Source organism: Streptomyces sp. NBC_00377 (assembly GCF_036075115.1).
GTDB lineage: Bacteria > Actinomycetota > Actinomycetes > Streptomycetales > Streptomycetaceae > Streptomyces.
Genome location: NZ_CP107958.1, coordinates 3,889,074 through 3,910,301, shown reverse-complemented (window position 1 = coordinate 3,910,301; position 21,228 = coordinate 3,889,074). Strand labels below are relative to the sequence as shown.

Sequence of the window (21,228 nt, the reverse complement as noted above, 5' to 3'; positions counted from 1 at the left end):
CGCCGATGCCGCCCGTCATGTGTCACTGCCTCCGGAGGGCCTGCGCCTGACCTTGGCGCGTTCGACCGCGCCGCGCCGCGCGGCGGGCAGCGGCAGCCCCGGCAGGGCCGCGGTGACCGTGGTGAAGCAGGCGAGCGAGACGAGGAACGCGGTCATCGAGAAGCTCTTGACCAGGAACAACGAGGTCGCGGTCAGTACCCCGAGCGACAGGCTGAGGGGCGCCGCGAGTGCGACGGCCTCCAGCCTGGCACCGGAGGCCAGGCCGCCCGGCTGCGGATAGAGGGCTGCGCAACCCGGACCGAACAGGGCGAACAGCAGCACCGGGACCCAGCGCAGCGGAGAGGGACCGGGTACGGCGGTGGCGGCCAGCGCCAGCCAGCCGGAGGCCGCGACGAGGACCCTCAGGTGAGTGGCGGAGACTCTCATGCCCCGGGCGGTTCCGGTGTCGATCACGAGTTCGTGACTCGTGGCCGCGTCCCTCTCGTCGCGATCGCCTCTGTCGCCCCTGTCGCCTCTCTCGGCCCCGACGCCACTGTCCCCGCGCTCGCCACTGTCCCCGCTCCGGCCTCGCTTCCCGCCCTCGTCCATGTCTCCGCCCTCGCGCACCGCGCGGCCCTCACCGGCCCTGCCGCCCGTGCCGACCTGGTGGTGGATGACCTGGTTGTCGATGTCCTTCTTGCCGATGCCCGCGGGGTCTGCGGTCGTCAATTCGATCACCTTGTGGTCATTTGTCGTGGTCGCGGTGGTCGCGGTGGTCGCGGTGGTCGCGGTGGCTGTCGTGATCGTCGAGGCCGCCACGGCCGTCGTGACGTCAGGGAGTGGCTGGGCGGTACTCGAGGACAATGCCGTACGGATGGCTTTCGACGGTTCGGAAGAGGGGCGAGGCGGCGAGCTTCGAGCGCAGGGTCTCGAAGCCGTCGGGCGGCAGGAGTCCCTCTCCGGCGGCGTAGATGTCCTGGGTGCGGGTGAGAACGACGTACGCCTTCGCGCCGGGTGGGATTCCGGCAGCGAGGTAGCGGGCCGGGTCCTTCAGCATCTTCTCGTTCTCGGGCAGTGCCTGTTCGGCGAAGAACCAGTGCTCGAGGCGGTCGTAATGATGGAGCGCCTGCGGGAAGGAACCGCTGGTGGCGAGGATGAGTGAACCGTCGGGGGCGTTGTCGAGGGCTCTCGTGACCAGGGCCGTCTCCTGCGGCGGCGTGTAGAACATCTTCTCCTTGCCGTAGTACGACGGCAGGAACCCGGCCAGCAGCATCAGCAGGACGGCCGGCAGGGCGACGGCCGTGACCCTGCGCCGTAGTGCCTTCGCCTTGCCGCGACGGGTCCCCGCGACGGCCGGCACGAGCGCGGCGGCGGCGAAGAAGGCCGCCCCCGGCAGGGCGAACAGGTAGACGCGGAACAGCATTTCGCCGCCGTAGTCGTTGACGGCGAACAGGGGGACCGGGGCGACGGACACCAGCAGCAGCGGCAGCGCGCTGCGGGTCAGCCTGCGTCGCAGCACGACGGCGGTCCCGGCGAGGACGGCGATCGCGAGCACCATCACCACGTTGGCGGTGCCCGCCAGTTCGGGCCCCGGCCCGGTGAGCCGGCCCGTGTAGCCCGCGCGGGAGTTCTCGGTCAGCTCGCCGATCGACTGCCTGATGGTGGAGAGCGTCTCGACGAACAGCGGGCGCCCCATGGTGAGGTCCCAGGTGAGCATGAGCACCACGGCGACGACCAGCAGCCCGTAGTTGCGGTAGCGGCGGGTGAAGCTCAGCGCGACCAGGCAGATGGTGAGCATCACCGGGGTGAGCTGGTGCGTGGCGTTGACGGCGGCGATCAGCGGGGCAAGGATCACCACGCACACCGCGCGCTGCCTGCTGCCCGTCGGCGGTGGGACGGGGGCGGCCACGGGGTCGAGGAAGGTGCGGTCGCGCAGCCGGCCGGCGGATCCGGGGCGCACGAAGTGCCGCAGGACCACCGCGAGGATCGTCAGATGCAGCAGGTACGCGAGCGCCTGTGGGGCGAAGTAGTCCTGGCCCACCCAGTTGGCGAGCTGGAAGATCCAGACGGCGGTCCACACCAGCCGCCAGTCCTCGCAGAACGTGCGGTAGATCAGGACCAGCACCGGCATCATGAGCAGGCCGACGACGATCGGCGCCCAGTTGGCGTAGGCGGCGGCGCTCTCGACGCCGAAGGCGCGCACCAGAGCGGCGTCGAGGGTGAAGAACCCCGGCCACTGGTCGTAGGCCGACATGTTGCCCGACAGTGCCGCGCCAGGACGCAGTTCCCCGTTGGCGAGCAGCGTGTTGACGATGGCGTCGTGCTTGGAGGCCCACGGGTAGCGCACCGCGTCGTACAGCACCGCCGGTGGCGCCTTCAGTGCGAGGAGCAGCGCGGCACAGTGCGCGGCCGGCCACCAGGGTGCGGTGCCCGCGCGACGCAGGCTGAGGACGAAGCCCGCGGTGAGGACCAGCAGGGAGAGGTAGTAGGCGACCGGCAGCCGGTCCAGCAGGCCGTAGTCGCCCATCTCGCGGAAGCCGATGCGGGGCAGCGCGTACACCCACAGCCCGGCGGCGAGCAGCAGGGTCAGCAGGGCGGCGTCCGGTGGACGGCGTGGGATCCGCCAGGGTCTGCGGCCACCGCCCGTGGTCCGGCTCGGAGGACCCGGTCCGGCGGAGCGGTCGGGGGTGGGCAGCTCACTGCTCTCGGTGCTCGGTAAAGGCGTGCTCCCTGAATCTGTGCTCGGCGCGGGCGTGCTCGGCACAGGTACGTTCTGTTGCACGTCGAGGCTCCCCTCCCCCATGCCAACTATAGGAATTTTCTCTTCTTTTCACACCAAAATCGTCGAACTCGACTGCCCGCCTCAGCCCCCTCACCGGCTCGCTCGGCCTCCGCTCAGCCGGCGAACACGGGTCCCCGCACGACGGCGCGGGCGCGGCGGTACCACCGCCAGCCGACGGTTCTGGGGCTGTCGCGGTACGGGGCCACCCGGGCGCCCGAGCCCGCCAGCCAGCCCTGGACATCGGCGACGGTGTGGCTGCGGCGCACGATCAGCCGGGCGATGCGGTAGTGCTCGTCGCGGTCCGAACTGAGCGCGTGCCGCACCGCGGTGGCCGTCTCGTAGCCCACGGCCGCCGCCATACGCCGTACCCGAGCGCTGTTGTAGCCGTGCGGGTAGGCGAGATGGCGGACGTCATGCCCGAGGGCGTCCTCCAACACCGAACGCGAAGAACGCAGTTCGTGCGCGAGTGCCTTGGGCCCGAGGGTGTCCAGCTGCGCATGGGTGACGGTGTGGCTGCCGATCTCCACTCCGTGTTGCTCGAGTTCCGCCGCCTGTTCCAGCGTCATCATCGGAGCGGACGGCAGCAGGCTGCGCCCGCCTCGCGTGATCGCTCCGGTGGTGAGGTAGGCGGTCGCTGACAGCCCGCGCCCGGCCAGGGCCTCGGCGGTCGCGCCGGGCAGGTCGGCGAAACCGTCGTCGAAGGTGAGCAGCACCGGGCGGGACGGCAGCGGCGCCCGCCCGGCGAGGTGGTCGGCGAGCGAGCTGATGGTGACGGGCGTACGGCCGCTGTCCACGACGGCGTCCAGGTGCTCGCCGAACTGTTTCGGGCTGATGGTGAACTCGGCGATCCAGCCGGGCGGATCGTCCATGACCGCGTGGTACAGGAACACCGGAATGCAGCCCACCCCGCGGGCACCGATACTGCCGCTGCCGCTGCCGCTGCCGCTGCCGTCGATGTGGTTCGCGTCGGCTCTGTGCGCGGACGACGTCATCGCGCTGCACCTCGCCACGCGCGCCTGGCCCGCAGGTAGCCCACCGGCCCGTAGAGCATGCCGCGCCGCTGGAGCCGGGACAGCCGGCCTGGCCAGGCGTGGCTGCGGTCGTCGTGTCCGCCGGGCGAGCCGCCCGCCGTGGCCCCCGCCTCCCTGCCGGCCGTCAGCGTCCGCGCGTGGGCGATCCCCCGGGGCAGGCGGGCCAGGAACGCGGGAAGCAGGCCGGGACGGTTGACGAGGATCGCCGTGAGGTAGGCGGTGAGGCCGGCGCCGTAGCCGTACGCCTGCGTCTCCAGGTCCCGCCAGGTCTCACGGTGGTGGTGCCAGACCAGGGCCCGTGGGGTGTAGTGCAGCCGGTGACCGTCGGCCAGGACGCGGACGAACCCGTAGAGGTCGTCGCCGCCTCGCGCGAGCGTGCCCGCGCCGGTCGCCGGGTCGAAGCAGCCGACCGCCCGCAGCACCTCGGCACGGAAGGCCATGTTGGCGCCGGAGCCGAAGCGGCCGGCGGTGAACGGGAACAGCGGTTCGTCGGCGGGCGGCTCCTTCGGGTCGTAGGTGCGGGCCGTGAAGCCCTTGGCGAAGCCGCCGTGGCTCTCCAGGAGGACCTGGGCAGGGGTGCCGAGCCGGGCCGGCAGGATGAGGCCGGTGGCGCAGCCGAGACCCGGGTCGGCGGTGAAGGGCGCGGTGAGTTCCGTGAGCCAGCGCGGGTCCGCCACGACGTCGTCGTCGGTGAAGGCGATCACCTCGCCCCGGGCGGCCCCGACGCCCTTGTTGTGCGCGACGGCGAGCCCCGGCATCGGTTCGGTCACGTACCGCACACGCTCGGCGTACTTGCGCCGCACCAGGTCCCGGGTCGCGTGCGTCACGCGCGCGTTGTCGACGACGACGATCTCGAAGTCCGGGTGGTCCTGCGCGAGCAGCGAGTCGAGGGCATGCGCGAGCTTCTCGGCGCGCTCACGGGTGGCGACGACGACCGTGGTGAACGGCACGCGGGCCGGACCGCGTGCCGGAGCAGGCGCCGGACCACCCGCAGGTCCTGCGTCTCCGTGCCTCCGAGCGGCCAGGTCAAGGAGGACCGACTTCGGATCCGTGCCCTCCGGAACCTGCGCGAGCAGCGTCCCTATCGGTCGGCCCGCGCGTCTGACCAGCACGAACACCTCACCGGGCGTGACGGGAGGGCTGCCCGGACCGGGTCTCAGCACACCGCTGCCGTCCAGCTCCAGCTCGGCGACCTGTACGGGCCGGATGCCGAGGAACCTCTGCATCTCCTGCTGCACCCCTCTTGCGCGGGACATGAACCCCCCTTGTCTCATGACCGTCCTGAGCGTGCTGACCGTCGTGATCCGAAAGCGCTCACCGGACACACCGTTCCCGCCGGGCCGGGGCCCGGGCGTCGTGGCGGGGGTGACCGTCACGACCGGCGCAGTCGGCCCGCACTCTTCAGGGTCCGTGCGGCCGCCGCGGCGAGCCCGGGCCGGTTGCGCACGAAGTGGTGTGCCCGGCGGGACGGCTCACGGCTGAGCCAGTGGAGCGCCGCGCCCACCCCCGGTCGCGACCACGCACCCTCGTAGACGGGGATCTCCCCGGTCTTCAGCGAGTCCTTGTACTCGGCCGCGCCCCGCCCCAGGTCGAGCAGGCCGATGCCCTCGGCGGCGGCCGACTCGGCCATCCGCAGATGCAGCACCAGGCCGGGCGAGAACTTCGCGAACTCCGGTTCGTAGGAAGGGAACCAGCAGGCCAGGACGGTCGACGAACGCAGGCCGAAGTGCGCGGCGATCGGCCGGCCGCCGGCGTAGAGGACGGAGAGCGTGCCGCGGCACTCCGGTGCGCGCGTCTCGGCGAGCGCGTACACGAGCCGGGTGATCCACTCCTGCGCGAAACGGTCGCGACGGCCTGTCCTGCGGTACTGCGCCGACTTCCATGCCATGAGCGTGCGCAGCGCGGCCGGATCGCGTTCGTCGAACACGAACCGCAACTCCCCGACCTGACGGCCGAGCCTGCGCTCCTTGGCCAACGTCGTCTTCAGGAACTTGGGCGACTGGGCACGCAGTACGGACTCGTAGGTCTCGTAACCCTTTTCGACGTCGATGACATAGGAGGCGTACTCCTCGGCCGCGTACGGCGTGAACAGGCCCTGTTCCGCCTCCAGGTTGTCGAAGGCGAAGCTCGACAGGGCGCACGCCCGCATCAGTTCGCCGGCGTTCAGTCCGAGACCCGGGGCCAGCACCGCGCCCTGAGCGTCGGCGACGCCGTACGCGAGTGCCCGGCCCTGACCGAGCCGGCCCCGCTCGTGGGGCAGGAAGCCGACCGGCTCACGCCCCTCGTACACCACCGCCACGCGCGCGTGCGGCCGTACCGGGCCCGCGGCGTCGGTGAACTCCGGTTCCATGAAGGGGTTTCGCGGAAGCGCCGACGCGGCACGCAGCGCGCGCCACCGCTCCCTCTCCCCCTCGCCGAGGTCCTGCGGCCTCAGCACACGAATGCGCCCACTGCTCAACCTGACCCCCCGATCAAGTCCCCCCTGGACACCTGGACGGTACCGCTCCACCTGTCATCGCGGTAGGTAGCATCCCAAGTTGTTGCCAACCGGTGCAGAGGCCGTCAACCATCCGCTACCCGGCGATGTGGCGGCAAGCCGTTCCCCCGGGTCGGGCAACCGCCGGTTCGCCGTCAGCGGGCCGTGATAAACCCGCCGTCGTCCCCAGTCGGCCCGCCACCGACCCGCGATCGCCCCGCCGGTCCCCGGCCGGTCCGGCCATCGGCTCCCGGCCGGTCCCACCGTCTTCCGCAACCGGCAACCGGCAACCGGCAACCGGCAACCGGTGGCCGCAGCCGCAGCCGCAGCCGCAGCCGCAGCCGCAGTCAGTCTTCAGCCAGTCGTCCGGCAGTCGTACAAAGCCAGTCCTGCAAGGGGAGTTGGCAGAACCGGACAGGACATGACCGTCGTCCGGTTCGCGTCGAACCCGAGGGGTGTGGGATCCGTATTCTCTGATCATGGCCGCACCCACCGCATATGCCGCGCGCACCGCGTACTCCCTCATCGCCACCGACCTGGACGGAACGCTGCTCCGCGGCGACGACACCTTCTCGGACCGGTCGCTCGACGCGCTCGCGCGGGTGGTGCACTCCGGCGCACGCCACCTGGTGGTGACAGGACGGCCCGCGCCCCGGGTGCGCCCACTGCTCGACCGGCTGCACAGCAGGGGGCTCGCGGTGTGCGGGCAGGGCGCGCAGTTGTACGACGTCGGCGCGGACCGTCTGCTGTGGTCGGTCACCCTGGACCGGGAGCTGGCCGAGACCGCGCTCGGCAAGATCGAGGCCGAGGTCGGGCAGCTCTACGCGGCCGTCGACCAGGACGGTGTCGACGGGCTGACGCTCATCGAGCCGGGCTACCGCATGCCGCACCCGACGCTGCCCGCCCTGCGCGTCGGGCGGCGCGACGACCTGTGGTGCGAGCCGATCAGCAAGGTGCTGCTGCGCCACCCGAGCCTGTCGGACGACGAGTTGGCGGCCACGGCCCGTTCGGTGGTCGGTTCGCTGGCCACCGTCACCATGTCAGGGCCGGGCACGGTCGAACTCCAGCCCTGCGGGATCACCAAGGCGACGGGTCTGGCCCTGGCGGCCGAGGTCCTGGGGCTGCGGCCCGAGGACACCCTCGCCTTCGGGGACATGCCCAATGACATCCCGATGTTCGACTGGGCGGCCCGCGGAGTCGCCATGGCCAACGCCCATCCCGAGCTGAAGGCGGTGGCCGACGAGGTGACGACGTCGAACGAGGACGACGGCGTGGCCGTCGTCCTCGAACGACTGTTTCCGTGAACGGGGCGGTCCGTACCGGCTGAAGCGGTCAGTCCCTGTGGAACCGTCCGTGCCGACGGGCCGTACCGACGGGAAGGTCAGTACGCGCCGAACACGTTGTCGATCGAGCCGTACCGCGCGGCCGCGTAGTTGCACGCGGCGGTGATGTTCGCGACCGGGTCGTACGAGTCCCAGGACGTGCCCTCGACGTGGTAGGCGCGGAAGGTCGGGTCGATGACCTGGAGCAGCCCCTTGGACGGGATGCCCGCGGCCGCGTTGGAGTCCCAGAGGTTGATGGCCTGGGGGTTGCCCGAGGACTCGCGGATGACGTTGCGGTAGATGCCGTTGTACGTCCCCGGGATGCCGTGCTGCCCCATGACCTGGAGGGAGGCGCGGATCCAGCCGTCGAGGTTGTTGGCGTAGCCGAGGCTGGAGGCGGTGGTGACGGTCGGCGTCGCCGCGGAGGCGCTGGTCGCGCCGATGAGCGGGAGGGCGAGCACGGCCGCGCCGGTGACGGCGACGGTGAGCGTGCGGACGAGACGGTTGCGGCGCGGCTGAGCGGCAGCGGGCATGACGAATTTCCTCTCCGGCGCCTGCGAGGTGAGCTGTCGGGTTCGGGCGGGAGCTGCCCGGTCGCCTCCTGACGGACGCGACTTCACCCCGAGCCGTACCGGCTGTGCGAAACGTCTGAATTATCCGAGACGTCCCGACTTCCGGTTCGGCGGCTTACCTGGTTCCCCCGCTCCTGCCGAGCGTTCTGGATGGGTGGTTCGGGCGGCGGCAGGATTCGGCGTTCCGCCCGACAGGCCGGGAACGTATGCGAGAGCACATGTCCGGAACAAGTACCGGATTCACAGATGACCCCTATTGACCTTGGTCTGTGACCTATGGGGTGCTTGATCCTTTGTTGGTGCAAAGCTTCAACTCGCTTGGGGAGTGCGGAGAATCGGTGAAGGGTGATCTTCCGGTGGGCCACTGTGCGGAGTGAGCCAACTCACCAGCGTTCACAAGACTGGCTAATCGGGCATTAGGTCCAACTCATCGTTAAAGCACCGGCGGTGGGTGCCAGGTGGGAAGCGGGGTGCAGGGCCGGTACGCAGGGGGCCTCGGGGAGGGTGTCCCGAAAGATCCCCAAGGGTCCCGGAGAGTCCCCTGGGGTCCCGAAGGGTCCCGAAGGGGAGGCCGTGATCATCGTCACGCGGAAGGGGAGGGCCGCCCCGCCGGAGTGGTGGCACCCTCGGCGCGGGACATGAATCAACACATCCCGGCAATTCTATTGATGTCCGCTCATCTGAGCTGATCAAAAACATATCGGGTGTGATCCGATACCGCCTGGCCTGCGTGGCACCTCCGGGGCGGGCCATTCGAGCCCGGCGGACGTGGGGGCTATCGGTGATCGAAACGTGACCGGATACGCTGACTTGAGTGATGGCAGAGACCTATCGACAAACCGCGTAATCGCCAGTAGACACCAGCAGACAGGAGACCCCTCGTGACCGTCGTCGGGCCGTTCGGGCTGAGCGTGCGGGACCAGGCTCTGGAAGCCGATGTCCAGGCCGGATTGACGGCTGTCGAGGAAGGCTTGCTCGAGGCCACCAAGAGTGCGGTCCCGTTCATCACGGAGGCCGCCCAGCACCTCGTACGAGCGGGCGGGAAGCGGTTCCGGCCGCTGCTCGTGGTGCTCGCGTCGCAGTTCGGGGACCCCTACGCGCCGGGTGTCGTGCCCTCGGCCGTCGTGGTGGAGCTGACCCACCTGGCCACGCTGTACCACGACGACGTGATGGACGAGGCCGCCGTGCGGCGCGGGGTGTCCAGCGCGAACAGCCGCTGGGGGAACTCCGTCGCCGTCCTGACCGGCGATTTCCTCTTCGCGCGTGCCTCCCACATCCTGGCCGACCTCGGGCCGGAGGCGGTGCGGGTGCAGGCGGAGGCGTTCGAGCGGCTGGTCACCGGCCAGATCCTGGAGACCGCGGGTCCCACGGACGGGCGGGACCCGGTCGATCACTACCTCGACGTGCTCGGCGGCAAGACGGGCTCGCTGGTGGCGGTGGCCTGCCGCTTCGGGGCGATGATGTCGGGCGCCGACGAGACGGTCGTCGACGTGCTGACGCAGTACGGAGAGCGGCTCGGCGTCGCCTTCCAGCTGGCGGACGACGTCCTGGACATCGCGTCCGACTCCCACGAGTCGGGCAAGACGCCGGGGACGGACCTGCGCGAGGGCGTTCCCACGCTGCCCGTGCTGCGGCTGCGGGAGCGGGCGGCACGCCTGTCCCTGCCCGAGGACATCGCCTTGTGCGAGCTGCTGGACTCCGACCTGAGCGACGACGCCCGGCACACCGAGGCGCTGGAGGCGCTGCGGGCCCACCCGGCGCTCGAGCAGGCCCGCCGGGACACCGTGCGGTACGCGAAGGAAGCCCGCTCCGCGTTGGCGCCGCTGCGGGAGTGCGACGCCAAGGCGGCGCTGATGGAACTCTGCGACGCGGTGGTCCACCGGGCGGGGTGACCCCCGCCGTCCCGGCCTGACGCCCCGGCACCCGTCGGTGCCGGGCGAGCCCTGCCCCTCCGGGCCGGCCCCCTCTGACATCCGTCGGTGCGGGGCGGCCCTTGCCCCCCCCTCCGGGCCGGCGGCCGCTGACACCCGTCCGTGCCGGGTGACCCCTGACGACCCGCCCCTCCGGGCCGGCGGCCGCTGACACCCGTCGGTGCCGGGTGACCCCTGACGACCCGCCCCTCCGGGCCGGCCGCCCCCTGACGCCCTTCCGGGCCGGCGGCCCCTGACACCCGTCCGGGCCGGGTGACCCCCGGTACCCCTACGGGTCGGATGCCACCTCGTCGCCTTCGTGTCATACCGCAGGCGTATGTGGAGTTGAGTCCTCGGGTTGACGCTTCGTCGTGGCTCATTTGGTCAGATGGGAACCACGGAAAACACCACTCCTCACCGATTCGGGTGAGAATGGCGGCTTGGGGTGGGGACGTTCACAGCGTGAGATGACCAGCCGCCGCCGACGACGGAGGTAAGGCACACATGGCACCGAAGGCATCCGACGACACCACGACCGGCGCGGAGCCGACCGGCGGGGAGGCCGACGACCTGCGCCTCGGACGGCGCAAGGCGGCCCGGTACATCGTCCCGGTCACCGTGATCGGTGTCGCGGCGGCGACGATCGGCCTGGTTCCGGCGCTCGCCGACTCCGGCGACCCCGACCTGCCGAAGATCACCGCACAGCAGCTCCTGGACAAGATCGCGGCATCGGACGTACAGCAGCTGTCCGGAACGGTGAAGATCACCACCGATCTCGGGCTGCCCGACCTCGGCGGGCTGGAGAGCGGACTCCTCTCCGGGGTCGCTCAGCAGGGCGGTGACGGTTCGTCCGCCGACCCGTCCGCCAAGCTCACCGAACTCGCCGCCGGCACGCACACCCTGCGCGTCGCCGCCGACGGCCCGGACCGGCAGAAGCTCTCACTGCTGGAGAACGCCGCCGAATACAGCGTCATCCACAACGGCAAGAACGTGTGGGGGTACGACAGCGCCTCCAACGAGGTCTATCACTCCACCGTCGACGAGAGCTCCGGGAAGGCGGAGGCGCCCGTCCCCGCCACGCCCAAGGACCTCACCGAGGACGCCCTGAAGGCGGTCGACGACACGACCTCCGTGACGGTGGACGGCACCGTCCAGGTCGCCGGCCGGGACGCCTACAAGCTGCTGGTCAAGCCGAAGCAGTCCGGTTCCACGGTCGGCGCGATCAGTGTGGCCGTGGACGCGAAGACGGGTCTGCCGCTGAAGTTCACGCTGACTCCGGCGAGCGGCGGCGCCGCCGTCGTGGACGCGGGCTTCACCCAGGTCACCTTCGCCAAGCCCGCCGCGTCCACGTTCGACTTCACCGCTCCCAAGGGCGCGAAGGTCACCGAGGGCGACGAGCCCGGCAAGGCCGACGAGGGCAAAGCCGGGGAGACCGCACCGGGGCACTCCGCCCTGCCCGGCCTGCCCGGCGGCCTGGCGAAGGACCTCGAGGGCCAGGACGGCTCCGAGGGCCCCGACGTCCTCGGCGAGGGCTGGACGTCCGTCGCGGTCTTCGGCACCGGCGGTGAGGGCATGCCCTCGGGCTCCGAGGCCGGCGGCGACCTCGGCGGCTTCCTCGGCACCCTGGGCGACAAGGTGTCCGGGAAGTTCGGCTCCGGCACCGTGTTCTCCACCCGTCTGATCAACGCCCTGATGACGGACGACGGCAAGGTGTACGTCGGCGCCGTCACCAAGGACGCCCTGGTGAAGGCGGCGAACGCGGCGAAGTAGGCGGTACGGCGCGGGAGGCGGAGGCCGCGGGAACCGTCCTACGGGTACCGGCACGACAGGGTCCTACGGGCACCGGAGACGGGAAATCCGAATGGGGAAGCCGATGGGGGAGTCAGTGCGGGAGCCCGTGGAGGACGGGGCCGTCATCCACACCCGCGCTCTCACCAAGCGCTACCGCGGTGGTCAGCTCGCCGTCGACGGTCTCGACCTGACCGTCCCGGCGGGCAGCGTCTTCGGCTTCCTCGGCCCCAACGGGTCCGGCAAGACCACCACCATCCGCATGCTGATGGGGCTCATCGAGCCCACGGCCGGCTCGGCCCGCGTGCTGGGGCAGCCCATGCCGCGGGCCGCGCGCGCCGTGCTGCCGCACGTCGGGACCCTGATCGAGGGCCCCGCCCTCTACGGGTTCCTCTCCGGTCGCGACAACCTGCTCCGCTACGACGCCGCCGACCCGACGGCCGATCCGCGCACCCGGCGCGCGAGGGTCACGGCGACGCTGGAGCGGGTGGGACTGACCGCCGCCGCCGGCAAGAAGGCGAAGGCGTACTCCCTCGGGATGAAGCAGCGGCTGGGCCTCGCCGCCGCCCTCCTCCAGCCCCGCCGCCTGCTCGTCCTCGACGAGCCGACCAACGGTCTGGATCCACAGGGCATGCGGGAGATCCGCTCGCTGATCCGGGAGCTGGCCGCGGAGGGCACGACCGTCTTCCTCTCCTCGCACCTGCTCGACGAGATCGAGCAGGTGTGCACGCACGCGGCGGTGATGGCGCAGGGCCGGCTGCTCGTCCAGGGACCGGTGGCCGACCTCGCGGCGGGGACCCGCGGACGGCTGGTCGTGACCACCCCGGACCCGGTGGACGCGGCCCGGGTGCTGAAGGAGCAGGGAGCGGACGACGTCGTCCTCGGCGAGGACCGTGTGAGTGCCGAGGCGCCGCCACCGGACCGCGATCCCGCCGACCTGAACGCCGCTCTGGTGACTGCGGGCGTGCGCGTCCGCGGCTTCGCCGTCGAGCGGGCCTCTCTGGAGGACGCGTTCGTGGCTCTCACGGGGGAGGGATTCGATGTCGCGGGCTGACACGGTGGGTGACCGCAACGGGGTCCCGGGCCCCGGCATCTCACACGAACAGGTGCCGGCGCCGGCGCCGACCGGGACGCGGGCTGCACCGCCGTCCAAGCGGAACTGGACCTGGACGTTCGGGCTGCTGCGCAGTGAACTGCTGACCACCTTCCGGCGGTGGCGCACCCTCGCGCTGCTGGGCGTGCTCGCGGCCGTGCCCGTACTGGTGGGGATCGCCGTGAAGATCGAGACGGGTGACGGCCCGTCCGGCGGACGCGGCGGTGGGGGAGGGGGCGGCGACGGGCCGGCGTTCATCTCACAGGTCACCAACAACGGCCTGTTCCTGGTCTTCACCGCGCTGGCCGTGACCCTGCCGTTCTTCCTGCCGATGGCGATCGGTGTCATCGCGGGCGACTCGATCGCCGGCGAGGCCAACGCGGGCACGCTCCGGTACCTCCTGGTCGCTCCCGCGGGCCGCACCCGTCTGCTGCTGGCCAAGTACGCGACCGTCATGACCTTCTGCCTGGTGGCCACGCTCGTGGTCGCGCTCTCGGCGCTGACGGTCGGGGCGCTGCTCTTTCCGCTGGGCGACCTGACGACGATCTCCGGCACCCGGATCGGCTTCGGCGAGGGGCTGGTGAGGGCGCTCCTGATGGCCCTGGTCGTCGCCGCCTCCCTGATCGGTGTTGCCGCGCTCGGACTGTTCGTCTCCACGCTCACCAGCAGTGGCATCGCGGCGATGGCCACGACGGTGGGCCTGCTGATCACGGTGCAGATCCTCGACCAGATTCCCCAACTGCACGCGTTGCAGCCGTACTTCTTCTCGCACCACTGGTTGTCCTTCGCCGACCTGATGCGTGAGCCCGTCTACTGGGACGACCTGGAGAAGAACCTCGGCCTCCAGACCCTGTACGCGGCCGTCTTCGGTTCGGCGGCCTGGGCGCGCTTCACGACCAAGGACGTCACGGCGTAGGCCCGGTCGGGTCGCGTAGGGCTGGGTGGACCCGTGCAGCGGTCGGGGTCGGCCCCGCGCGGCTCCACCGCATCCCGTGCAGTTGTCGGTCGGCTCCGCGCGGGGCTGTCAGGGCGTCTGGTACAGGAAGCGGGCGGCCGGTGCCTCCCGCGTGAAGAAGGTCTTGGCGCGGGTCAGCGCCTCCGTGTCCCTGAGGACGTCACCGGGCTTGCTTCCGTTGCCGAGCAGCACGCCGCCGAACGACATGCCCAAGTAGGCGGCCGAGTTGTTGAGCGTGCCGACCAGCGGGTCGGCGACCACCGGCTGGTCGTCCGCGAGCACGGTGACGCCCCAGAGGGTGCGCCCGGCGAGCGTCGCCCCGAAGTCCAGACCGGGCGTGCGCAGCCAGCCCGACCAGTGGTCCAGGTAGCGCTTGGTCTGTGCGGACACCGAATACCAGTACAGCGGGGACGCGATCACGATGTCGGTCGCGGCGAGCGTGGCGTCGAGCAGCAGCGCCGCGCTGCCCTCGGTGGGGCGGACGTGGTCGGTGTCGTGCCGCTGGTCCTCGAAGTCGGGCAGCGGGTGCCGGGCCAGGCTGATCCAGGTCTGCTCGACGTCGGAGGGCAACTGCTCGGCGGCCGCGCGGGCCAGCGATTCGGTGTTGCCGTCCGAACGGCTGCTGCCGAGCACGAACAGAAAACTGCGACGACTCATGATCCGCTCCCCCAGGTAGTGTGCGTACGACGATAGTCTGCACCTGCATTATATGCGTGCACAAGTATCAAAGGGTGGCTTGACCGTCTGTGGCTCGACCGTCTTGTGCGTCCCGCGCGGCTTGAACGGCTTCGGCGGTCGCGAGCAGCGCCGGCTCACGGCCGTGGGCCGCGACGATCTGCAAGCCCACCGGGCAGCCGTCGGCGCCGATCCCCGCCGGGACACTGATCGCCGGATGTCCGCTCAGGTTGAACGCCCAGGTGAGCGCGGTCGAGTACCGGTCGCCCGGCCCTTCGTGACCGTGTGCGGCGTTCGGGGTCGTCGGGGTCAGCAGCAGGTCGGCGCGGGCGAAGAAGTCGGCCAGCAGGCGGTTGTTGGCTTCCCGGAGCCGTTCCGCCGCGCGGAGGTCCGATCCGGGGGTGCGCAGCGCGAGCCAGGCGGGGGCGGGGTCGGCAAGCCGCGGGGACGCGCCTGACGGCAGCAGTCGTACGGCGCCGGACTCGGCGAGGCGCCCGGCCGCGGCACGGGCCAGGGCGAGTGGCCCGGGGTCGGGATCGGCGAAGCCGAGGTCGGCGGAGAAGGCGGCGAGCGGCGGAACAGTGCCCACCCCGTCGACTGCCGCCCCGGGACCTGCCACGCGCGCGTACACCCTGGCGTCCGCCACGCGCGTGCAGGCCTCGGCGTCCGCCGCGTGGCGGACCAGGACGCCGGGGGCCGCCAGCCCCGTACGGTCCCGGGAGACCGGCTCCCCTCCCTTGCCGGGCGGGGGCCGCCGGTGGGTTGTCTTCAGGCCGATCACACCGCACCACGCGGCCGGAATCCGTATCGAGCCCGCTCCGTCGCTGCCGGTCGCCAGGGGGACCAGCCCGGCGGCCACTGCGGCCGCGGAACCGGCCGAGGAACCGCCAGGCGTGCGGTCGGCGCGCCAGGGGTTGACGGTCCGGCCGTGGGCGCCGAGGCCCCAGGTCTGCCAAGGAGTGCCGGGTCCGGGTACGGCGGTCGCGCCCACCGGCACGCATCCGGCGGCGACCAGCGGACCCGCCGCACGGAGCCCGTGACGCCCCTTCACGCCGATCGGCACCCCGGCCAGTGGCAGCCACTCGCCCGCGGCGACCCGCGCATCGACCTCACGCGCCCACGCTCGTGCCCGTTCCTCCCACACCTCGGCGAAGGCGCACAGGAAACGGTCGACCCGCGCGATCCGGCCGAGCGCCTCGCCGGTCAGGTCGACGGCCGACAACCGCCCCGCCCGCACGGCCGCCGCGATCTCCACAGCCGAGGGCCATACAGGGAACCCGCGCCCCGCCCCCGGCACCGGTGTGGTTCCGGCCGTCATCCCGCACCGCCCTCCACTCCCGTCGCCCCGGACCTTCTCAGCAGCGGACTCCGGTGAGCCGGGCAAGGGGCTCCGTCCCGCGGGGCGGCTTCCCTCCCAGGTCGCCCAGGCGCCAGTCCGTCACCCACGGGACGCGGTACACGTCGATGACCGATTCGATCACCCGGACCCGCTGGACGAGCGGCCGTGGCAGCCGCCCCGGAGCGTCCGCGACGAGGACCACGGCGTCCAGGTCGAGCCCGTGCGGGGCTTCCCCGCGCCGGAAGACGTCGAGGGCCCGCAGGACGGACTCCAGCCCCGCCGCATGCGTACGGGCCACCAGCAGTACGGACGGCGGATCGCCGGCGCCGGGCCACCCGCGCCCGCAGTCGTGACCGCCGTAGACCGCGGCGAGGGTGGAGCCGCCGGCCCCGCCGTGCGTGGCGACCCAGGAGAAGTGCCGGGGCGCGGCGGTGGAGGCGTGCGGCACCGGCACCGGATCGGGTGCGGCCACCGGCCCGCGGATCCAGATCTCCGGCCCCCGCTGCCCGTCCGTCGTCCGCATGACCCGCGTTCCTCCCCGTCGTCGCCGTCCCTCCGGGACGCCCCTGATCCTGGTGGTCCGGGAGCCGCCCCGGAAGCGGGGCGTGAGTTCCTGGAACGAGGCTGTGACGTCGCGGTGACGTGCGGACCGGGAGCGCTCGGAGAGACTCAACAGTACGTGTACACGTACGCGTATCTGGACGACCGGATCGTGACGGCGCATCCGAGTGAGGAACCGATGTCTCGACTCAGCCGCGAGAAGAAGCGGGAACAGAAGCACGCCGGCCGCACGGCCGCCGTGACGGCACCGCTCGATGTCCACGTCCGCGAGGGTGGGACGGCGACGATAGGCGGTGTGCCGGTCGTGGCGCACGACGGCGAGGAGATCCAGCGCGCCGTCCTGAGCCACCTGCACCGCATCGCCCTCGCCACCGGTCACCCCGTTCGCGCCGTGATCCACGACGAACGCATCGGCTACGTCGTCGCCCTGCGCGTCGACCCGGACGGTTCCAGCCACTTCACGGCGGACCCCTTGCGGACGCCCGTGCCGTCCGCCGAACCCGTGTCCGCCGCCGTGCCGACCGACAGGCCGGCGCCCGCCGGCGCGCCCGTACCGGTCGACCGGGGCACGGCAACCGGCCCGCGTGCGCCCTTCGTCGACGGACAGACCGCGCAGGAGGGACGCGACAAGGCCACGCATCTCCTGCGACAGGTGCCCGAGCCGGTGGGGGAGTCCGCCCCGACCTTCACGTTGCGCGCGGTGTCCCAGCCGGAAAGGGAGCAGGAAACGGAGCGGGAACCGGGTCGGGCGCCCGTCCGCGCGGGAGGCACCCCGGCCCCGGGCACGGTCACCGCACCGACGGGCGTGTTCGGCCCGCCACCGACGATGGACGAGCAGCCGAACACGGACACAACCCACGCCCCGGCCCCGGCCTCAGCCCCGACGTACACCCCGACCCCGACCCCGATCCCGACCTCTGTCGCGGTGGACCCGCCCGTTCCGAGTCCGACCTCCGCCCCTGGACCGGTGGACACCCCGGCTCCGATCTCCGCCTCGGTTCCCATCCCTCTTCCACTCCCGCTTCCGGCCCCTGCCTCCGCACCCAGCCAGGGTCCCGTTCCCGTGACGGGTCCCGCGCTCACTCCCCTCCTCCCCGAAGGCCTCATCTCCGACTCGGCCTTCGACCCGGACCCCGGCTTCAAGCCCACCCCCGCCCGTGGCTTCGACGCCGTAGCCGAGGCGGTGCTCGGGGACGACCCCCGCACCCTGCACGGCGAGGGCGGCGCCCGCGCTCTCCTCGCGGAGCCGATCGCGCGGGTCAACGAGGCCGTGCGGGCGGGCCGGACGGACGCCGCGGCCGAGCTCGCGGAGCGGACCGTACTGGAGGCGTCCGGGACGCTGGGACCGGAGCACCCGGAGGTGCTCCGGCTACGTGAACTCACCGCGTACATCGCCTACTTGGCAGGGGATCCGCTGCGTTCCTTCCACGTCTCCCTCGACCTGGCCCGCATCCACCGCCGGACCCGGGACGCGGAGGCCGCGTACGGCGACATCCAGAGCGCGGCGGCGGCCTGGCGTGCCGTACGCGACCCGTTCCAGGGACTGAACCTCGGGACCGAACTCCTCGGACTGTGGACCGAGCTCACCACCGAGGACGGTCCGGCAGCCGACGACGTCGAGGAGTTGGAGTCCGCCCGCGCGCGCATGCTCCGGCTGGCCGAACGCGCCCGTAAGGCAGGCGCGTAACGGCCCGGCCGATCCGCTCGGGAGGACAGCTCAGCAGGGCTGCTCAGGAGGGCAGCTCAGGAGGACAGTGCCCAGACCGCGTACGCGAGCGCGTCCGCGTTGCGGTCCAGGGCCGTGTCGTCGATGTTGGCCGTGGTGTCGCAGGAGGAGTGGTAGCAGCGGTCGAAGGCCCGTCCGGCCGTACCGCCCCACTTCGCCGCCTGCGCCGCCGTCTTGATGTAGTCGGCGCCGCTGAACAGGCCGCCCACCGGAACGCCCGCGTTCTTGAAGGGGGCGTGGTCGGAGCGGCCGTCGCCCTCGGTCTCGATCTCCGTGGGGACGCCGATGCCGGCGAAGTAGTCCTTGAAGGTCTTCTCGATGGCCGGGTCGTCGTCGTAGACGAAGTAGCCGGGGTTCGGCGAGCCGATCATGTCGAAGTTCAGGTAGCCGCTGATGCGGGCCCGGTTCGCCGAGGAGAGGTTGTTGACGTAGTACCGGGACCCGACCATGCCCAGCTCCTCCGCGCCCCACCAGCCGAACCGCAGGTGCTTGGTCGGGTGGTAGCCGGCTCTGGCCACGGCCAGTGCCGTCTCCAGGACGGCCGCCGAGCCGGAGCCGTTGTCGTTGATCCCGGCCCCGGCCGTCACGGAGTCCAGATGGGACCCGGACATCAGGACCTGGTTGGTGTCGCCGCCGGGCCAGTCGGCGACGAGGTTGTAGCCGGTGCGGCCGGAGGAGGTGAACTGCTGGATGGTGGTGGTGTACCCGGCGGCGTCCAGCTTGGCCTTCACGTAGTCGAGCGAGGCCTTGTAGCCGGTACGGCCGTGTGCCCGGTTGCCGCCGTTGGCGGTGGCGATGGACTGGAGTTGGGCCAGGTGGGCCTTGACGTTGGCCACGGGGACGTCGGGAGCGGCGGCGAGCGTCCCGGACCCGGGGGCGGGCGCCGCCCCGGCTATGGACCCGGTGGCGAGCAGGGTGATGGCCGCGACCACGGCGGTTGCCGTCGCGCGCCCGGAAAGGGGGAGCTTCATGGTGGGGGCTCCGAATTCCAGCGGGACACCCGTGGGCGACCGTCGAGCACCTTGGACGCCTACAGGTAGTCCACAGTGAATGGGGTGCCTGGATGGTGAAGCCGGGGTCAACACGCCGTCAAGAGCGCTATCCGGACAGCAGGTTCACATACCGAACCCCCATCAAGCCGCACGTAGCGCCATTGAGTCACATTGACTGGCATTGAGCCGCATGGAGTCGCATCAAGCGTCATGTACCTGTATTGAGCCCCACTAAGCCCTACGTAAGCGCATCTGGGGTGATGGGCGTCTGAAAGACCTAGGGGCCTCGTGAGGCTTCATGAAGGCTCACGAGGCCCCCTCTCTCAGTGCACGCAGAACTCGTTGCTCTCCGGGTCCGCCATGACCACCCACTGCCCGGACGGCTCCTTGACCTCCCGCAGCACGCTCGCCCCCAGGGCCGTCAAACGCTCCACCTCCGTGGCGCGCAGCTCCGCCCCGGGGTGCAGATCGAGATGGAGCCGGTTCTTCACCGTCTTGGCCTCCGGTACCCGCTGGAACAGCAGCCGCCGCCCGAGACCGGTCCCGCTGTCGGGGTCGTAGGGGTCGTCGGGGTGGCGGACGGCGATCAGGTCGCGGAAGGCCGGGCGGCCGTGGAACTCGACCGTCGCGGCCCCCGGCAGTGCGCCGAGCCCCAGCAGCCGCTCGATGAGCGCACTGTTGTCCTCGACCTCGTAGTGCAGCGCGCCGGCCCAGAAATCGGCCTGTGCGTGCGGGTCGGCAGAGTCGACTACGAGCTTCCAGTGCACGGGCGCGGGCCGTGCCTCGGGTACTCCAGATGTCTCGGTCATGCCGTCACTTCTAGCAGCCTCGCACCGCCTCGGCCTCCCGCATGCCCTCGTCCGTCGTGAGCGGGGCCTACGGCTTGGCGAGGGGAGCGGCCCCCGCCTCCGGAGCGGAGGGCGTGGACGGGGTGGAGACGGTGGAGGCGCCGGTGGTGGCGGAGACGGCGACGGCGGCGGAGGCGCCGGTCACCGCGGTGACCCCTGCCGTCCCACTGAGCCCGGCCGTCCGGGCGCTCCCGGGGCCGAGCGCCCGGGCCGTCCGGCGCGAGGTGCGCAGCGCGTCCCCGGTGAGCAGCACCAGCGCCAGCCACACCAGCGCGAACCCGGCCCAGCGGGCGGGAGGCATGTCCTCACCGAAGTAGAGGACGCCGAGGAGGAACTGGAAGACCGGCGCCAGGTACTGGAGGAGGCCCAGCGTGGACAGGGGAACGCGGATCGCCGCCGCGCCGAAGCAGACGAGGGGGAGGGCGGTGACGATGCCGGTGGAGGCGAGCAGGGCCGCGTGTCCGGTGCCCTCGGTCGCGAAGGTGAGGTCGCCGTGCGCGGAGAGCCACAGCAGGTAGGCCAGTGCGGGCAGGAACTGGACGGCGGTCTCGGCGGCCAGCGACTCGACCCCGCCGAGGTTGACCTTCTTCTTCACCAGCCCGTAGGTGGCGAAGGAGAAGGCGAGGGTGAGGGAGATCCACGGCGGGCGGCCGTAGCCGATGGTCAGGACCAGCACCGCGGTGAAGCCGACGCCGACCGCCGCCCACTGCACGGGCCGCAGCCGTTCCTTGAGGATCAGCACGCCCATGGCGATGGTGACCAGTGGGTTGATGAAGTACCCGAGGGACGCCTCGACGACGTGGCCGCTGTTCACGGCCCAGATGTAGACGCCCCAGTTCACGGTGATGACGGCCGCGGCGATCACGACGAGCCCCAGCCGGCGAGGCTGCCGCAGCAGCTCGCCGGCCCACGCCCAGCGCCGCACGACGAGCAGCGCGGCGGCGACGAAGGCCAGGGACCACACCATGCGGTGGGCGAGGATCTCGGTCGCCCCGGCCGGCTTGAGCAGGGGCCAGAAGAGGGGCACGAGCCCCCACATTCCGTACGCCGCGAGGCCGTTCAGCAGGCCTGTCCGGCCCTCACTCCTCGACGTCCCGGCCACGGGCACCTCCTTCTCACGTCAGCCATGCGTGGACGAAGGTAACGCCGGACACCCCTGCCTGTCATGTCCGTATCGCT

18 protein-coding genes and 1 riboswitch are annotated in these 21,228 nt (G+C 71.7%); of the genes, 6 read left to right on the top strand and 12 right to left on the bottom strand.

Annotated features, from left to right (window positions below):
• Nucleotides 1-15: 15 nt before the first annotated feature.
• The 5 genes from OHS71_RS17580 to OHS71_RS17560 all read right to left on the bottom strand — a co-directional run bounded on the left by OHS71_RS17580 (nucleotide 16) and on the right by OHS71_RS17560 (nucleotide 6,229).
• Complete coding sequence (locus OHS71_RS17580; protein WP_328480324.1) at nucleotides 16-798, bottom strand: hypothetical protein; 783 nt, start codon at nucleotides 796-798, stop codon at nucleotides 16-18.
• 13 nt (nucleotides 799-811) lie between these two features.
• Nucleotides 812-2,761, bottom strand: coding sequence for a hypothetical protein (locus OHS71_RS17575; protein WP_328480323.1), 1,950 nt, complete (start codon nucleotides 2,759-2,761; stop codon nucleotides 812-814).
• A gap of 113 nt (nucleotides 2,762-2,874) precedes the next feature.
• Nucleotides 2,875-3,630 carry a polysaccharide deacetylase family protein gene (locus tag OHS71_RS17570; protein WP_328484545.1) on the bottom strand — a complete coding sequence of 252 codons (756 nt, stop codon included), beginning with the start codon at nucleotides 3,628-3,630 and terminating at the stop codon, nucleotides 2,875-2,877.
• A gap of 119 nt (nucleotides 3,631-3,749) precedes the next feature.
• The gene (locus tag OHS71_RS17565) at nucleotides 3,750-5,048 is read right to left on the bottom strand and encodes a glycosyltransferase (protein ID WP_328480322.1); all 1,299 of its coding nucleotides are present in this window, start codon (nucleotides 5,046-5,048) and stop codon (nucleotides 3,750-3,752) included.
• Nucleotides 5,049-5,164: 116 nt separating this feature from the next.
• Entirely contained in the window at nucleotides 5,165-6,229 is a 1,065-nt protein-coding gene (locus tag OHS71_RS17560; protein ID WP_328480321.1) for a GNAT family N-acetyltransferase, read from the bottom strand.
• A 518-nt stretch (nucleotides 6,230-6,747) separates the two neighbouring features.
• On the opposite strand from OHS71_RS17560, the gene OHS71_RS17555 reads away from it, so the two are divergent.
• Nucleotides 6,748-7,572, top strand: a complete 825-nt coding sequence (locus tag OHS71_RS17555) for an HAD family hydrolase (RefSeq protein WP_328480320.1) — start codon at nucleotides 6,748-6,750, stop codon at nucleotides 7,570-7,572.
• Between the two features lie 77 nt (nucleotides 7,573-7,649).
• On the opposite strand, the gene OHS71_RS17550 is transcribed toward OHS71_RS17555, so the two are convergent.
• Nucleotides 7,650-8,123, bottom strand: coding sequence for a transglycosylase SLT domain-containing protein (locus tag OHS71_RS17550; RefSeq protein WP_328480319.1), 474 nt, complete (start codon nucleotides 8,121-8,123; stop codon nucleotides 7,650-7,652).
• A 3-nt stretch (nucleotides 8,124-8,126) separates the two neighbouring features.
• Nucleotides 8,127-8,338: riboswitch (cyclic di-AMP (ydaO/yuaA leader) on the bottom strand.
• A gap of 705 nt (nucleotides 8,339-9,043) precedes the next feature.
• Between OHS71_RS17550 and OHS71_RS17545 the strand changes: the two genes are divergently transcribed.
• From OHS71_RS17545 to OHS71_RS17530, 4 genes are all read left to right on the top strand, one after another.
• Entirely contained in the window at nucleotides 9,044-10,054 is a 1,011-nt protein-coding gene (locus OHS71_RS17545) for a polyprenyl synthetase family protein (RefSeq protein WP_189925387.1), read from the top strand.
• Nucleotides 10,055-10,576: 522 nt separating this feature from the next.
• On the top strand, nucleotides 10,577-11,842 hold the full coding sequence (locus tag OHS71_RS17540) for a LolA family protein (protein WP_328480318.1): 1,266 nt from the start codon (nucleotides 10,577-10,579) through the stop codon (nucleotides 11,840-11,842).
• A 103-nt stretch (nucleotides 11,843-11,945) separates the two neighbouring features.
• Nucleotides 11,946-12,914 (top strand): ABC transporter ATP-binding protein, encoded by a 969-nt coding sequence (locus OHS71_RS17535; protein WP_328480317.1) that lies wholly within the window; start codon nucleotides 11,946-11,948, stop codon nucleotides 12,912-12,914.
• Nucleotides 12,901-13,869, top strand: a complete 969-nt coding sequence (locus OHS71_RS17530; protein ID WP_328480316.1) for an ABC transporter permease — start codon at nucleotides 12,901-12,903, stop codon at nucleotides 13,867-13,869. The genes OHS71_RS17535 and OHS71_RS17530 overlap by 14 nt, the downstream gene beginning before the upstream one ends.
• A 108-nt stretch (nucleotides 13,870-13,977) precedes the next feature.
• Here the strand turns inward: OHS71_RS17530 and OHS71_RS17525 are convergent, their stop codons facing one another.
• The 3 genes from OHS71_RS17525 to OHS71_RS17515 form a co-directional block, all read right to left on the bottom strand.
• Complete coding sequence (locus OHS71_RS17525) at nucleotides 13,978-14,565, bottom strand: flavodoxin family protein (protein ID WP_328480315.1); 588 nt, start codon at nucleotides 14,563-14,565, stop codon at nucleotides 13,978-13,980.
• A 67-nt stretch (nucleotides 14,566-14,632) separates the two neighbouring features.
• Complete coding sequence (locus OHS71_RS17520) at nucleotides 14,633-15,901, bottom strand: amidase (protein WP_328480314.1); 1,269 nt, start codon at nucleotides 15,899-15,901, stop codon at nucleotides 14,633-14,635.
• Nucleotides 15,902-15,938: 37 nt separating this feature from the next.
• Nucleotides 15,939-16,445, bottom strand: coding sequence for a hypothetical protein (locus OHS71_RS17515; protein ID WP_328480313.1), 507 nt, complete (start codon nucleotides 16,443-16,445; stop codon nucleotides 15,939-15,941).
• A gap of 216 nt (nucleotides 16,446-16,661) precedes the next feature.
• Here OHS71_RS17515 and OHS71_RS17510 point away from each other — a divergent pair, with 216 nt between their 5' ends.
• Nucleotides 16,662-18,170 carry a tetratricopeptide repeat protein gene (locus tag OHS71_RS17510; protein WP_328480312.1) on the top strand — a complete coding sequence of 503 codons (1,509 nt, stop codon included), beginning with the start codon at nucleotides 16,662-16,664 and terminating at the stop codon, nucleotides 18,168-18,170.
• A gap of 56 nt (nucleotides 18,171-18,226) precedes the next feature.
• On the opposite strand, the gene OHS71_RS17505 is transcribed toward OHS71_RS17510, so the two are convergent.
• The 3 genes from OHS71_RS17505 to rarD all read right to left on the bottom strand — a co-directional run bounded on the left by OHS71_RS17505 (nucleotide 18,227) and on the right by rarD (nucleotide 21,151).
• The gene (locus tag OHS71_RS17505) at nucleotides 18,227-19,180 is read right to left on the bottom strand and encodes a M28 family metallopeptidase (protein WP_328480311.1); all 954 of its coding nucleotides are present in this window, start codon (nucleotides 19,178-19,180) and stop codon (nucleotides 18,227-18,229) included.
• 344 nt (nucleotides 19,181-19,524) lie between these two features.
• The gene (locus OHS71_RS17500) at nucleotides 19,525-20,010 is read right to left on the bottom strand and encodes a VOC family protein (protein ID WP_328480310.1); all 486 of its coding nucleotides are present in this window, start codon (nucleotides 20,008-20,010) and stop codon (nucleotides 19,525-19,527) included.
• A gap of 67 nt (nucleotides 20,011-20,077) precedes the next feature.
• Nucleotides 20,078-21,151, bottom strand: coding sequence for an EamA family transporter RarD (gene rarD / locus OHS71_RS17495; protein ID WP_328480309.1), 1,074 nt, complete (start codon nucleotides 21,149-21,151; stop codon nucleotides 20,078-20,080).
• Between the last annotated feature and the right edge of the window lie 77 nt (nucleotides 21,152-21,228).

What these genes read in the sequence shown, in the direction of transcription:
- OHS71_RS17570 (WP_328484545.1), bottom strand. Translation starts at nt 3,630, where the DNA reads ATGGACGATCCGCCCGGCTGGATCGCCGAGTTCACCATCAGCCCGAAA.
- OHS71_RS17565 (WP_328480322.1), bottom strand. Translation starts at nt 5,048, where the DNA reads ATGTCCCGCGCAAGAGGGGTGCAGCAGGAGATGCAGAGGTTCCTCGGC.
- OHS71_RS17555 (WP_328480320.1), top strand. Translation starts at nt 6,748, where the DNA reads ATGGCCGCACCCACCGCATATGCCGCGCGCACCGCGTACTCCCTCATC.
- OHS71_RS17550 (WP_328480319.1), bottom strand. Translation starts at nt 8,123, where the DNA reads ATGCCCGCTGCCGCTCAGCCGCGCCGCAACCGTCTCGTCCGCACGCTC.
- OHS71_RS17540 (WP_328480318.1), top strand. Translation starts at nt 10,577, where the DNA reads ATGGCACCGAAGGCATCCGACGACACCACGACCGGCGCGGAGCCGACC.
- OHS71_RS17535 (WP_328480317.1), top strand. Translation starts at nt 11,946, where the DNA reads ATGGGGGAGTCAGTGCGGGAGCCCGTGGAGGACGGGGCCGTCATCCAC.
- OHS71_RS17530 (WP_328480316.1), top strand. Translation starts at nt 12,901, where the DNA reads ATGTCGCGGGCTGACACGGTGGGTGACCGCAACGGGGTCCCGGGCCCC.
- OHS71_RS17525 (WP_328480315.1), bottom strand. Translation starts at nt 14,565, where the DNA reads ATGAGTCGTCGCAGTTTTCTGTTCGTGCTCGGCAGCAGCCGTTCGGAC.
- OHS71_RS17520 (WP_328480314.1), bottom strand. Translation starts at nt 15,901, where the DNA reads ATGACGGCCGGAACCACACCGGTGCCGGGGGCGGGGCGCGGGTTCCCT.
- OHS71_RS17515 (WP_328480313.1), bottom strand. Translation starts at nt 16,445, where the DNA reads ATGCGGACGACGGACGGGCAGCGGGGGCCGGAGATCTGGATCCGCGGG.
- OHS71_RS17510 (WP_328480312.1), top strand. Translation starts at nt 16,662, where the DNA reads ATGTCTCGACTCAGCCGCGAGAAGAAGCGGGAACAGAAGCACGCCGGC.
- OHS71_RS17505 (WP_328480311.1), bottom strand. Translation starts at nt 19,180, where the DNA reads ATGAAGCTCCCCCTTTCCGGGCGCGCGACGGCAACCGCCGTGGTCGCG.
- OHS71_RS17500 (WP_328480310.1), bottom strand. Translation starts at nt 20,010, where the DNA reads ATGACCGAGACATCTGGAGTACCCGAGGCACGGCCCGCGCCCGTGCAC.